Source organism: Flavobacterium aquidurense (assembly GCF_001404985.1).
GTDB classification, from domain to species: domain Bacteria; phylum Bacteroidota; class Bacteroidia; order Flavobacteriales; family Flavobacteriaceae; genus Flavobacterium; species Flavobacterium aquidurense_B.
Map to the genome: position 1 here is coordinate 200853 of NZ_JRLF01000006.1, position 12964 is coordinate 213816.

The following is a 12964-nucleotide window of genomic DNA, read 5'->3' on the forward strand; positions in this document are numbered from 1 at the left end:
CCATACATTTTTTTAATGTAAAAAAGTCTCAACAAAATATTGAGACTTTTTTGGAATTTATTATTTCAAATATTGGAGACTATCCAAGTATTTCTTTTACTTTTTTACCAATTTCAGCTGGTGAATCAACAACGTGAATTCCGTTGTCTCTCATAATTTGTTTTTTAGCAGCAGCAGTATCATCAGAACCACCAACAATAGCACCTGCGTGACCCATTGTTCTACCAGCAGGAGCAGTTTCTCCAGCGATAAAACCAACAACTGGTTTACGGTTACCATCAGCTCTAACCCATTTAGCAGCATCAGCTTCTAATTGACCACCAATTTCACCAATCATAATGATAAGTTCAGTTTCCGGATCGTTCATTAACAATTCAACAGCTTCTTTAGTTGTAGTTCCAATAATTGGATCTCCACCAATACCAATAGCTGTAGTAATTCCTAAACCTTGCTTTACAACCTGGTCAGCAGCTTCGTAAGTTAAAGTTCCTGATTTAGAAACGATACCAACTGTTCCTTTTTTGAAAACGAAACCTGGCATAATACCAACTTTAGCTTCACCCGGAGTAATTACTCCCGGACAGTTTGGTCCGATTAATCTAGAATTTCTTTCTTTAACATAATTATTTGCTTTAATCATATCTGCTACAGGAATTCCTTCTGTAATAGCAATAATTACTTTAATTCCAGCATCAGCAGCTTCCATAATTGCATCAGCAGCAAAAGCTGGTGGTACGAAAATGATAGATGTATCAGCTCCAGCTTGATCAACAGCATCTTTTACTGTATTAAAAACCGGACGATCTAAATGGCTAGTTCCTCCTTTTCCCGGAGTAACACCACCAACAACATTAGTACCGTACTCAATCATTTGAGAAGCGTGGAAAGTTCCTTCGCTTCCTGTAAATCCTTGAACAATTATTTTGGAATCTTTATTAACTAAAACACTCATGATATATATTTTATGTAGTTTTTAAAATTGTGATGCAAAAGTAAGGTTTTGTAACGTATTTTAACCTTTTTGTCTTCAAAAAAATTAAGAAAATTGACTCATTTGATACCCGCGATATAATTTATCATCTTTTATTTGCCAAATTGTAGCAAAATGGGCTAATAACATCTCTTCTCTTGGATTCTCAATCGTTTTCACAAAATGAGAATATCGTATCGAAACTAAGTCATCTTCAGCTAAAATATGGCTTATTCTTACTTTTGACCGCACATAAGCACGACTAAGTTCATTCGCCATCTCTAACATCGAATTATAATCCATCTCAATTAATCCTTTGGTGCTGTTCCAATCTAATTTTACATCAGGATGCAAATAGATTTTCATAACTTCACTATCAATCAAGGCGTCTGACTTATAAAATTTTTGAACAAATTCTTTAATAGACATATTATTTCAATTTATTTAAAATTTCAGGAATCTTTTTGATATTGGCTAATTGTTTTAACTTTTCTCTTGATTCTTCGATTGGGGTGCCAAAATATGATTTTCCGCCTTCAACCGATTTAGTAACTCCGGTTTGTCCCATAATAACAGCCTTAGCTCCTATTGTAATACCACTTGTAGTACCAACTTGTCCCCAAATTGTCACTTCATCTTCAATAATTACGCATCCTGCAATACCGGTTTGTGATGCAATTAAACATTTTTTACCTATTACAGTATCATGTCCAACATGTACCTGATTATCCAGTTTTGTTCCTTCGCCAATTGTAGTATCGCCCGTAACACCTTTATCTATCGTACAAAGCGCACCAATACCAACATTATTTTCTATGACAACTCTTCCTCCTGAAATTAGCTGATCAAAGCCATCTGGACGTTTTTTATAATAAAAAGCATCAGCTCCCAAAATAGTTCCTGCATGAATCATAACATTATCACCAATTACGGTATTATCGTAAATAGTAACATTGGGATGTATCAAACAGTTTTTACCTATTATTACGTTGTTTCCAACAAAACAATTGGGTTGAATAACGGTTCCTTCTCCAATAGTTGCAGAAAGCGCTATAGAAACAGTGGTAGCCTGAAAAGGTCTGAAATGTTTAGTTAAGGTATTAAAATCTCTAAAAGGATCATCAGAAATTAAAAGTGCTTTACCATCCGGGCAATCTACTTTTTTGTTAATTAAAACAATAGTAGCTGCAGATTGTAATGCTTTATCGTAGTATTTAGGATGATCAACAAAAACAATATCTCCAGATTCAACAACATGTATCTCGTTCATGCCTGAAACCGGAAAGTCTGGGTCACCTATAAATTCGCATTGAAGCAAATTTGCAATTTCTTGTAAAGAATGAATCTTTGGAAATTTCATATTTTTTATTTCGTTTTTAGTCTCAGTTTTCAGTCTCAGTTTTCAATCATCAAACTGAAAAACTGTGACTGAAAACTGAAAACTTAGAAAAACTACTCCTTTACACGCTCCATATAAGAACCTGAAGCTGTATCAATCTTAATTTTATCACCTTCGTTGATGAACAAAGGAACATTTACATTTGCTCCGGTTTCTACCGTAGCAGATTTAGTAGCATTTGTAGCTGTATTTCCTTTTACTCCCGGCTCAGCATAAGTAACTTCAAGAATTACAGAAGAAGGCATATCTACTGATAAAGGCAAATCAGTCTCTGTATTTACCTGAACCATTACACTTGTTCCTTCTTTTAATAATCCCGGAGCATCCAGAATATTTTTATTCAAAGAAATTTGCTCAAAAGATTCAGTGTTCATAAAATGAAACTCATCTCCTTCAGCATATAAAAATTGGTAGTTATGCGTTTCTACACGCACATCATCTATTTTATGTCCTGCAGAAAATGTATTGTCTAATACTCTTCCTGTAGTTAAACTTCTTAATTTTGTTCTTACGAAAGCAGGACCTTTTCCAGGTTTTACGTGAAGAAATTCAACTATTTTATAAATATCGTGATTGAATTTAATACACAATCCGTTTCTAATATCTGATGTAGATGCCATTTTGTTCTTGTTTTATTTAATATTTTGTTTAATCGTTAAATCGTTTATCTGTTTTCGAAGTAACGAATAAACAAATAAACAATTAAACTTTTATTTAATAGTTTCCTGAATAACCTTTCATAATTCCTCTTGATGAATTTCTGATAAAATCTAAAATTTCATCTCTCTCAGGAGTAGCTTCCATTTCAGCTTCAATAATACTTAAAGCTTGTGTTGTATTGTAATTCTTTTGGTATAAAATTCTGTAAATTTCCTGAATTTCTCTAATTTTTTCAGTACTAAATCCTCTTCTTCTTAATCCAACGGAATTGATTCCTACATATGATAGTGGCTCTTTTGCTGCTTTTGTATATGGCGGAACATCTTTTCTTACCAAAGATCCACCTGAAATCATAGCATGGTCTCCAATATGAATAAATTGATGAATAGCTGCTAATCCGCCAATAACAGCGTGATTACCAACTACTACGTGACCTGCCAAAGCAACACCATTTACAATAATAGCATTATTACCAATCTCGCAATCGTGTGCAATATGAGCATAAGCCATAACTAAACAGTTATTACCTAAAGTTGTTTGTCCTGAAGCAACTGTACCTCTATTAATAGTTACACATTCTCTTATCGTACAATTATCTCCTATAATAGCTAAAGAATCTTCGCCACCAAATTTTAAATCCTGTGGTACCGCAGAAATAACTGCCCCAGGAAAAATATTACAATTTTTACCAATTCGGGCACCTTCCATGATGGTTACATTTGAACCAATCCAAGTACCATCACCAATAATAACATTATTGTGAATTGTTGTAAAAGGCTCAATTACAACATTTTTAGCGATTTTAGCGCCTGGATGAACATATGCTAATGGTTGATTCATCTGTGAGTTTTATATTTTATATTAAAATAGTCTAATTTGGGCAACAAACGTAAACAATAAAATTGATTAATTATTATTGTTTTCTTGCAATTTGAGCCATTAATTCTGCCTCTGTTACCAATTTTCCATTTGCGTATGCATTTGCCTGCATGTGACAGATCCCTCTTCTGATAGGAGAAATCAATTCGCATTTAAAAATTAAGGTATCACCAGGCAATACTTTATGCTTGAATTTAACATTATCAATTTTCATGAAATACGTTAAATAATTTTCAGGATCCGGAACAGTACTTAGTACCAGGATCCCTCCTGTTTGTGCCATTGCTTCAACAATTAAAACACCTGGCATTACTGGAGCTTCGGGAAAATGCCCTACAAAGAAATTTTCATTCATCGTTACATTTTTCATACCCACAACATGACTGTCAGACATTTCTATAATTCTGTCGATTAATAAAAATGGAGGTCTGTGTGGCAAAACTGCCATAATTTTATGAATATCCATCAATGGCTCCAGATTTAAATCGTAAACCGGAACATGATTTCTTTGTTCAATTTTAATAATTTTTGCTAATTTTTTGGCAAACTGTGTATTTACATAGTGCCCAGGTTTATTAGCGATAATTTTTCCCTGAATTCTAACACCAATCAAAGATAAATCTCCAACAACATCAAGTAATTTGTGTCTTGCAGCTTCGTTTGGATAATGCAATGTCAGGTTATCTAAAACTCCATTTGGCTTAACTGAAATTTTATCTTTACCAAATGCTTTCTTTAAATTTTCCATTGTAGATTCAGATATTTCTTTATCTACGTATACAATAGCATTATTTAAATCTCCACCTTTTATAAGTCCGTTTTCTAAAAGAGATTCTAATTCATGCAAGAAACTAAAAGTTCTAGAATTAGCAATTTCATCTTTAAAATCGGCTATGCTTTTCATGGTTGCATTTTGAGTACCTAAAACTTTAGTACCAAAATCTACCATTGCAGTTACCTGATAATCATCGCTTGGCATCACTAAGATCTCGCTTCCGGTAGTTTCATCAGTAAATGAAATAACTTCTTTTACCACATATACATTACGTTTAGCATCTTGTTCTTCGATACCGGCTTTTTCAATCGCTTCAACAAAATATTTTGAAGAACCATCCATAATAGGAAGTTCAGAAGCATTCAATTCTATAATAACGTTATCCAAATCGCAACCAACCAATGCCGCTAAAACGTGTTCAGGAGTTTGAATTTTTACACCTAATTTTTCTAAATTAGTACCTCTTTGCGTATTAACAACATAATTAGCATCTGCTTCGATCACGGGCTGACCTTGCAAATCTACTCTTACAAAAGTGAAACCATTATTAATTGGAGCTGGTTTAAAAGTCATTGTAACTTCTTTTCCAGTGTGTAATCCAACGCCTGTTAGTGAAATTTCATTTTTGATGGTCTTCTGTTTAACCATTATTTCCATTTTTTGGGTTTATTATTTGTTTTTTTAATTCTTCAATTTCGGTTACGATTTTAGGCAAGTTCTTAAAATGAACATACGATTTATTAAAATCAGTATATCCAAGTGACGGCGTTCCCTGCAAAATCTCACCATCCTTGATGTTTCTTGCAACTCCTGACTGAGCCTGCAATCTTACATTATTACCTATTGTTAAGTGACCTGCGATACCAACTTGCCCGCCAATCATACAGTTTTCGCCTATCTTAGTAGATCCGGCAACACCAGATTGCGCTGCAATCACAGTATTTCTCCCTATTTCTACATTATGAGCAATCTGAATCTGATTGTCTAATTTAACTCCTTGTCTAATAATTGTAGAACCCAGAGTTGCTCGATCTATTGTTGTATTTGCACCAATATCTACATTATCTTCAATAATAACGTTCCCTATTTGAGGAACCTTACTATAAACACCTTCTTCATCCGGTACAAAGCCAAAACCATCTGCACCAATAATAGTTCCTGAATGAATCGTACAATTGTTACCAATTATAGTTTCAGAATAAATTTTGGCGCCTGCAAAAATATACACATTATCGCCAATAACAACATTATCACCAATAAAACTGTTTGGATAAATTTTTACATTATTTCCTAAAACAACATTTTGACCAACATAACTAAAGCTTCCTAAGTATAAATTGTCTCCATATTTAGTTCCTTCAGACATAAAAGAATGAGCTTCTATTCCGTTTTTATTCAATTTTACCTGATTGTAAAATTGTAAAAGTTTAGAAAAAGACGCGTAAGCATCTTCTACTTTTATTAAAGTTGTAGTAATTTCCTGTTCCGGTATAAAGCTGTCATTAACAATAGTTACTGACGCTTTTGTAGTATATATGTAATTGATATATTTGGGATTAGCCAAAAAAGTAAGCGACCCTTCCTCGCCTTCTTCAATCTTAGATAGCCGAGAAACTTCTGCATTGGGATTCCCAACAACTTCTCCTTCTAAAATTCCTGCTATTTGTTCTGCTGTAAATTTCATTGCGACAAAAATATAAAAAATAGATTTTAAATGTTAATTTTAGATAAGTTGTTTTGGAAAACAGATGTAATATTTTGTCACCAATTTAGATAACGATTTCAAATTCAGCTGATCAGAAGCTTCTACAACATCTTCAATTGTTTTATCTTTTTTTAATATTCTTATTGGTTCAGCCTCTTTACTATAAGCCTGATTTTTTATTTTTCCCCTAAAAATAAAATAACCAGCCTCTAACTGCGTGATATGATGAGCGTTAGCAAATTGTTCTTTTAATGATTGCGATTCTTCTGCCGGAATTTTCTCTGCGCTCAATTTAATTTTCAGTAAATCTCTGTTAATTAACATTTTACTCAAAGTAGAAAGTATAAAATCACTTTGCTTTTGCCAGGCTTTTAAAGCACTAATAATATCAAAATCATCTAATTGAGAAAATAAATCCAGTTTCTCAGCATCAAAATCTTCTAAAGAGACCTTATTTTGCATAAAATACAAAAGTGGTTCACTACAAGGCAAATTAATTCCTTTTAATGTTAATTCTTTCGCTCTTTTTAAAACATTCATCAAAATAAGTTCAGCAACTAAACTTGTTTTATGCAAATATGCCTGCCAGTACATTAATCTTCTCGAAAGCAAAAATTTCTCAACAGAATAAATTCCTTTTTCCTCAATAACAAGAACACCATCAACCACATTCATCATCTGGATCAAACGCTCAGAATTGACATTTCCTTCAGCAACACCAGTGTAAAAACTATCACGTTTTAGATAATCCATTCGATCCATATCTAACTGACTTGAAATCAATTGCAACATGAATTTTCGATGATAATCTCCTTTAAAGACTTGAATAGCAAGACTTAGTTTACCGTCAAATTCATCATTTAACTGATTCATGAATAATAACGAAATCGCCTCGTGATTCACATCTTCTACAATACTTTTTTCCATTGCGTGCGAAAATGGTCCATGCCCAATATCATGTAATAAAATAGCAATCAGCAACGCACATTCTTCATCATTAGAAATCGCAACACCCTTAAAACGAAGCGTCTCTATTGCTTTTTGCATTAAATGCATACAACCTAATGCGTGGTGAAAACGCGTATGATTAGCACCTGGATAAACCAAATACGATAATCCCATTTGCGAAATACGGCGTAAACGCTGAAAATACGGATGCTGAATTAGGTCGTAAATAAGTTCGTTCGGAATGGAAATAAACCCGTAGATGGGATCATTGAATATTTTTAACTTATTGATCTGAGTCACTATTTGATTCTTTTTAGGTCAACAAATATAAGTAAATAAGTATAAACCACTTTGTGTTTTTCATTTAAAAAACAACATTAAATTGTCGTGATTTTCAACCTCATGTCTAATTAAAAAATAGATTTTAGAAAAAAAACGCTTTTTATAATTCTGAAATTTATACTATTTTTAATACTTTTTAAGTTCTATACTTCTAAATTGCATTAAAAATTAAATACGTTTATGGATAAGATAAAAATACTTTGGGTCGATGATGAGATTGACCTTTTAAAACCACATATATTATTTCTGGAGAAAAAAAACTATGCTGTAACAACCTGTAATAACGGTTTGGATGCTATTGCATTGTTTGACGAAGATAATTTTGATATTGTTTTTTTAGATGAAAATATGCCTGGAATGAGCGGTTTGGAAACACTTTCAGAAATGAAAGAAAAAAAATCTGCTATCCCGATGATCATGATTACAAAAAGCGAAGAAGAATATATAATGGAAGAAGCCATTGGTTCTAAAATCGCTGACTATTTAATAAAACCGGTAAATCCGAATCAAATCTTATTGAGTTTAAAGAAAAATCTGGATCATTCCAGACTGATTTCAGAAAAAACGACTTTAGATTATCAAAAAGAATTCAGAAAAATCTCTATGGAAATGGCGATGGTCAATTCTTATGAAGATTGGGTAGAATTATATAAAAAATTAATTTTCTGGGAACTAGAATTAGAAAATATCAACGATCAGGGAATGATTGAAATTCTTGAATCTCAGAAAGTTGAAGCTAATTCGCAATTTGGAAAATATATTGAAAGAAATTACGAAGACTGGTTTGCTCCAAAAGCAGATAAACCAATTCAGTCACATAATTTATTTAAGGAATTAGTAGTTCCGGAAATCAAAAAGAAAGATAAACCAATTTTATTTGTCGTTATTGATAATTTGCGTTACGACCAATGGAAATCTTTTGAAACTGTAGTTGCTAATTACTATAAATTAGAAAAAGAAGTTCCGTATTTCTCTATACTTCCTACTGCAACACAATACGCCAGAAATGCTATTTTCTCTGGTTTACTGCCAACAGAAATGGAAAAACAATTTCCGCAATATTGGAAAAATGATGTAGAAGACGGCGGAAAAAATCTTTATGAAGCTGAATTTTTAAGCGCACAATTAAAGCGATTAGGCTTAAATATTAAAGAAGATTATTTTAAAATCACCAATTATGCCGGAGGAAAAAAACTGGCAGAAAATTTCAAAGCTTTAAAAGGCAATGATTTAGTCACAGTTGTATACAATTTCGTTGATATGTTGTCGCATGCAAAAACCGAAATGGATGTTGTAAAAGAACTTGCCTCTGATGATAAGGCATATCGTTCCCTTACATTAAGCTGGTTTAAAAATTCTCCGCTTTTAGAAATTATTCAACAGGCACAACTTTTAGGTTTCAAATTAATCCTGACAACAGATCATGGAACAATTAATGTAAAAAACCCATCAAAAGTGGTTGGAGATAAAAATACAAGTTTAAATTTGCGTTACAAAACCGGTCGTAGTTTAACATACGAGCAAAAAGACGTGTATGTTATAAAAGAACCTAAAACAATTGGTTTACCGGCAATAAACATGAGCAGTTCTTTTATTTTTGCTAAAAATGATTTCTTTTTAGCCTATGTAAACAACTACAATCATTATGTGAGTTATTACAAAAACACCTATCAGCACGGAGGAATTTCATTAGAAGAAATGATTATTCCGTTTTTGGTATTTAACCCGAAATAAAAAAGAGTTTTCAGTCGCAGTTTTCAGTTTCCCACTGAGACTTAAAACTGCGACCGAGACCAATATAATAAGTAAATTTTAACAATGGATATCGTTTTTTCATTAGATCAAATTAAAGAAGTAGCAGGGAAAATCTTAGCTCAAAATCCAAAGAAAATTATTCTTTTCAATGGAGAAATGGGTGTTGGTAAAACTACTTTAATCAAACAACTTTGTAAAAGTTTAGGAGTTGAAGAAGCCACAAGCAGTCCAACCTTTTCTTTAGTTAATGAATACTATACTTCTAACAATCAAATCATTTACCATTTTGATTTTTATAGATTAAATAAAGAAACTGAAGCTCTTGACATGGGAGTAGATGATTATTTATATTCGGGAAATTGGTGTTTTATCGAATGGTCTGAAAAAATTGCGAGCTTAATTCCTGAAGAACATTCTACAATTACAATTGAGTTATTGGCTGATGGAAACAGAGAATTAAAATTAGTTTAGTTAGTTATGACAAATCTGAAATTAAAATATAAAATTTGACTCAACTTTAATTGAAAATCAAGAATATTGTCAAAATGCAAAATACCATAGAAATAATTCCCTTTTCACCCGATTTAAAAGAACACATCAAAACCTTAAATATAGAATGGCTTGAAAAATATTTTAGAGTTGAGGAAAAAGATGAAATCGTACTTTCAAATCCACAAGAGAAAATTATTGATAAAGGAGGATTAATTTTCTATGCTAAATATAAAGATGAAATTATTGGTACTGCCTCTTTAATGAAAGTCGATCACAATATTTTTGAACTCAGTAAAATGGCCGTTTCAGATAAAGCACAAGGCTTAGGAATTGGAAATCGATTATTAATTCATTGTTTGGCTGTAGCCGAAGAAAATAACATTCAGAAGCTCATTTTATATTCAAACCGAAAATTACTTCCCGCAATTCATTTGTATGAAAAATTTGGTTTTGTTGAAGTTCCTTTAGGGAATGTAAGTTATGAAAGAGCCGACATTAAAATGGAAAAAATTATGCCGTAATTTCATCACATAGTATTAGCAGAATTTTTACATTGATTTTAAAACTTTTTACGTAATTTGTACTCTTAATTTTTCGAACAACACATGTCAATCACATTAACTCCGTTTACGAAACAACAATTGTTGCCACAAGAAGAAAAACTTGAAATTGGCCGATTCAAAAGTGAACTTTTTATAGGAATTCCTAAAGAAACAAGTTACCAGGAGCGTCGTATTTGCTTAACCCCGGATGCGGTAAATTCGCTGACTTATGAAGGTCACCGTGTTATGATTGAGTCCGGAGCAGGAGAAAGTTCGAGTTATTCTGACAAAGAGTACTCAGATGCCGGCGCAGAAGTAACAAAAGACACTAAAAAAGTTTTTGGCTGTCCAATGCTGTTAAAGGTCGAGCCACCTACATTAGCAGAAATTGAAATGATTAATCCTGAAACTATTATTATTTCTGCCATTCAGCTCAAAACGAAAAAGAAAACTTATTTCGAAGCTTTAGCTCAAAAAAAGATAACAGCATTAGCTTTTGAATATATTAAAGATGAAGACGGATCATATCCTGCTGTAAAATCATTAAGCGAAATTGCCGGAACTGCCTCTATACTTATTGCTGCCGAATTAATGATTACTGATGAATTTGGAAAAGGGCTTTTATTTGGAAATATAACCGGCGTCCCTCCTACTGAAGTTGTTATTTTAGGCGCAGGTACCGTTGGTGAATTTGCAGCAAAAACTGCAATTGGCTTAGGTGCAAACGTAAAAGTTTTTGATAATTCGATTACAAAATTACGACGTTTACAGAATAATTTAAACCAGAGAATCTTTACTTCAACTGTGCAGCAAAAAGCATTATTAAAAGCGTTAAGACGTTGCGATGTTGCTATTGGCGCGATGCGAGGGAAAGAACGCTGTCCTATTATAGTGACAGAAACCATGGTTGAGCACATGAAAAAAGGCGCTGTAATTGTCGATGTAAGCATTGATACCGGAGGTTGCTTTGAAACCTCTGAAGTAACAACTCACGAAAAACCAACTTTTATCAAAAGTAATGTTTTGCATTATTGCGTACCTAATATACCTTCAAGATATTCTAAAACCGCCTCATTATCAATAAGTAATATCCTAACTCCCTACCTGCTTCAAATAGCTGAAGATGGTGGTTTAGAAAGTGCTATACGATGTAATAAAGGATTAAAAAACGGAATTTATTTGTATCACGGAATCCTAACCAATAAAGCAATTGGCGAATGGTTTGATTTACCAGATAACGATATCAATTTACTTGTATTTTAAGGGAACTTTAATGTACCTTTGCAAAAATTTTATTTCATGAAGTTCGCACATCGTTTTGCTTATTATTTAATTGGTTTAGTTATGGGATGCTTTTTTGTAGCCCTTGTTTTCAGTGGAAAAGATACTCGCTGCAACTATTTTCCAAATGCCCGAGTTTTAAATAACCTACGTACAAAACCTTTTCAATATTCTGAAAAAGCAATTCAGACTTTAAATGAAAAATGGATTGACACAGCTGACATAAAAAACACTCTGAAATTTGGAGATGTTGATTTTGACCAAAGTAATGTCTCTTTCAAAAAAGGAAAACTTTATATCATCGAAGGAAAAACAGTTAAAAACCAAGAGGTAATCTTAAAAGTTATTAACTACGAAAATAAAGCAGTCTTAGACGAGATCATAAAAAAATAAAAAAAAGCCAGTTAATTAACTGGCTTTTTTTTATAACAACATTATATTTAGTCTGTGATTACCATTCAATTTCTTTCAATCCTTTCGATTTCAAGAAAGAATTTGCTTTACTGAAATGTTTATTTCCAAACCAAAATCCTCTATTTGCACTCAATGGCGATGGATGTCCTGATTTTAGAATATGATGTTTTGAAGCATCAATTAACGCAGCTTTCTTTTGGGCAAAACCTCCCCATAATAAAAAAACAACATCTTTACTATTAGCCGAAATTTGCTTAATTACTGCGTCAGTAAATTTTTCCCAACCTTTTCCCTGATGGCTTCCGGCTTCAGATTGTCTGACAGTCAAAGTAGCATTTAAAAGAAAAACACCCTGATCTGCCCAACGTTCCAGATTGCCTGTTTTTGGAATTGGTATATTTAAATCGGTTTCAATTTCTTTGAAAATATTCTGAAGAGATGGCGGAAATGGTATTCCATCATTTACTGAAAAACACAAACCATTAGCCTGATTAGGGCCATGATAGGGATCTTGTCCGATAATAACAACCTTTACCTGATCAAAATGGCAATGATCAAAAGCTGAAAAAATCTGATTCCCTTTAGGATAACAAACCTTAGTTGCATATTCAGATTTTACAAAATCAATTAATTCGTGGAAATAGGGTTTTTCAAATTCTTCATTTAAAACTGGCTTCCAGGAATCATGCATTTTTACGTCCATACTTTTTTTAAGGCTAATCTCGGAATTTTTTTATTGAAATCATATTTAGAAAGTGATAAAATTTAGACCGGAACTTTATAGAATTCAATGATTATGTTT

The 12964-nt window shown here is 32.6% G+C and carries 14 protein-coding genes; 5 read left to right on the forward strand and 9 right to left on the reverse strand.

What is annotated here, in order from left to right:
- Positions 1-79: 79 nt before the first annotated feature.
- From sucD to RC62_RS02560, 8 genes are all read right to left on the reverse strand, one after another.
- Positions 80-952 carry a succinate--CoA ligase subunit alpha gene (sucD, locus tag RC62_RS02525; RefSeq protein WP_055092315.1) on the reverse strand — a complete coding sequence of 291 codons (873 nt, stop codon included), beginning with the start codon at positions 950-952 and terminating at the stop codon, positions 80-82.
- An 84-nt stretch (positions 953-1036) separates the two neighbouring features.
- Positions 1037-1399 (reverse strand): hypothetical protein, encoded by a 363-nt coding sequence (locus RC62_RS02530; RefSeq protein ID WP_055092317.1) that lies wholly within the window; start codon positions 1397-1399, stop codon positions 1037-1039.
- A gap of 1 nt (position 1400) precedes the next feature.
- The gene (locus tag RC62_RS02535; protein ID WP_055092318.1) at positions 1401-2330 is read right to left on the reverse strand and encodes a UDP-3-O-(3-hydroxymyristoyl)glucosamine N-acyltransferase; all 930 of its coding nucleotides are present in this window, start codon (positions 2328-2330) and stop codon (positions 1401-1403) included.
- Between the two features lie 92 nt (positions 2331-2422).
- Positions 2423-2989, reverse strand: a complete 567-nt coding sequence (gene efp, locus RC62_RS02540; protein WP_047775112.1) for an elongation factor P — start codon at positions 2987-2989, stop codon at positions 2423-2425.
- A gap of 94 nt (positions 2990-3083) precedes the next feature.
- Complete coding sequence (gene lpxA, locus RC62_RS02545; RefSeq protein WP_055092319.1) at positions 3084-3869, reverse strand: acyl-ACP--UDP-N-acetylglucosamine O-acyltransferase; 786 nt, start codon at positions 3867-3869, stop codon at positions 3084-3086.
- A 73-nt stretch (positions 3870-3942) separates the two neighbouring features.
- The gene (locus tag RC62_RS02550) at positions 3943-5331 is read right to left on the reverse strand and encodes a bifunctional UDP-3-O-[3-hydroxymyristoyl] N-acetylglucosamine deacetylase/3-hydroxyacyl-ACP dehydratase (protein ID WP_055092924.1); all 1389 of its coding nucleotides are present in this window, start codon (positions 5329-5331) and stop codon (positions 3943-3945) included.
- Positions 5324-6367, reverse strand: coding sequence for a UDP-3-O-(3-hydroxymyristoyl)glucosamine N-acyltransferase (lpxD, locus tag RC62_RS02555; RefSeq protein ID WP_055092321.1), 1044 nt, complete (start codon positions 6365-6367; stop codon positions 5324-5326). Before lpxD ends, RC62_RS02550 begins: the two co-directional genes overlap by 8 nt.
- A gap of 39 nt (positions 6368-6406) precedes the next feature.
- Positions 6407-7636, reverse strand: coding sequence for an HD domain-containing protein (locus RC62_RS02560; RefSeq protein ID WP_055092323.1), 1230 nt, complete (start codon positions 7634-7636; stop codon positions 6407-6409).
- 222 nt (positions 7637-7858) lie between these two features.
- Between RC62_RS02560 and RC62_RS02565 the strand changes: the two genes are divergently transcribed.
- The 5 genes from RC62_RS02565 (at position 7859) to RC62_RS02585 (ending at position 12141) form a co-directional block, all read left to right on the forward strand.
- Positions 7859-9412, forward strand: a complete 1554-nt coding sequence (locus tag RC62_RS02565; protein WP_055092325.1) for a bifunctional response regulator/alkaline phosphatase family protein — start codon at positions 7859-7861, stop codon at positions 9410-9412.
- An 84-nt stretch (positions 9413-9496) separates the two neighbouring features.
- Positions 9497-9904 (forward strand): tRNA (adenosine(37)-N6)-threonylcarbamoyltransferase complex ATPase subunit type 1 TsaE, encoded by a 408-nt coding sequence (gene tsaE, locus RC62_RS02570; RefSeq protein ID WP_055092327.1) that lies wholly within the window; start codon positions 9497-9499, stop codon positions 9902-9904.
- 74 nt (positions 9905-9978) lie between these two features.
- The gene (locus RC62_RS02575; RefSeq protein ID WP_055092329.1) at positions 9979-10446 is read left to right on the forward strand and encodes a GNAT family N-acetyltransferase; all 468 of its coding nucleotides are present in this window, start codon (positions 9979-9981) and stop codon (positions 10444-10446) included.
- A gap of 84 nt (positions 10447-10530) precedes the next feature.
- Complete coding sequence (locus RC62_RS02580) at positions 10531-11730, forward strand: alanine dehydrogenase (RefSeq protein ID WP_055092331.1); 1200 nt, start codon at positions 10531-10533, stop codon at positions 11728-11730.
- 36 nt (positions 11731-11766) lie between these two features.
- Positions 11767-12141, forward strand: coding sequence for a DUF4258 domain-containing protein (locus RC62_RS02585; RefSeq protein WP_055092333.1), 375 nt, complete (start codon positions 11767-11769; stop codon positions 12139-12141).
- Between the two features lie 58 nt (positions 12142-12199).
- Here the strand turns inward: RC62_RS02585 and RC62_RS02590 are convergent, their stop codons facing one another.
- A complete protein-coding gene (locus RC62_RS02590) occupies positions 12200-12865 on the reverse strand; it encodes a uracil-DNA glycosylase (RefSeq protein WP_055092334.1) in 666 nt (221 codons plus the stop codon).
- Positions 12866-12964: the final 99 nt, after the last annotated feature.

Excerpts from the sequence above, each read along its gene's own strand:
- RC62_RS02565 (WP_055092325.1), top strand. The coding sequence starts at position 7,859 with ATGGATAAGATAAAAATACTTTGGGTCGATGATGAGATTGACCTTTTA.
- RC62_RS02575 (WP_055092329.1), top strand. The coding sequence starts at position 9,979 with ATGCAAAATACCATAGAAATAATTCCCTTTTCACCCGATTTAAAAGAA.
- lpxA (WP_055092319.1), bottom strand. The coding sequence starts at position 3,869 with ATGAATCAACCATTAGCATATGTTCATCCAGGCGCTAAAATCGCTAAA.
- sucD (WP_055092315.1), bottom strand. The coding sequence starts at position 952 with ATGAGTGTTTTAGTTAATAAAGATTCCAAAATAATTGTTCAAGGATTT.
- RC62_RS02530 (WP_055092317.1), bottom strand. The coding sequence starts at position 1,399 with ATGTCTATTAAAGAATTTGTTCAAAAATTTTATAAGTCAGACGCCTTG.
- RC62_RS02585 (WP_055092333.1), top strand. The coding sequence starts at position 11,767 with ATGAAGTTCGCACATCGTTTTGCTTATTATTTAATTGGTTTAGTTATG.
- tsaE (WP_055092327.1), top strand. The coding sequence starts at position 9,497 with ATGGATATCGTTTTTTCATTAGATCAAATTAAAGAAGTAGCAGGGAAA.
- RC62_RS02535 (WP_055092318.1), bottom strand. The coding sequence starts at position 2,330 with ATGAAATTTCCAAAGATTCATTCTTTACAAGAAATTGCAAATTTGCTT.
- efp (WP_047775112.1), bottom strand. The coding sequence starts at position 2,989 with ATGGCATCTACATCAGATATTAGAAACGGATTGTGTATTAAATTCAAT.
- RC62_RS02590 (WP_055092334.1), bottom strand. The coding sequence starts at position 12,865 with ATGGACGTAAAAATGCATGATTCCTGGAAGCCAGTTTTAAATGAAGAA.
- RC62_RS02580 (WP_055092331.1), top strand. The coding sequence starts at position 10,531 with ATGTCAATCACATTAACTCCGTTTACGAAACAACAATTGTTGCCACAA.
- RC62_RS02550 (WP_055092924.1), bottom strand. The coding sequence starts at position 5,331 with ATGGTTAAACAGAAGACCATCAAAAATGAAATTTCACTAACAGGCGTT.
- lpxD (WP_055092321.1), bottom strand. The coding sequence starts at position 6,367 with ATGAAATTTACAGCAGAACAAATAGCAGGAATTTTAGAAGGAGAAGTT.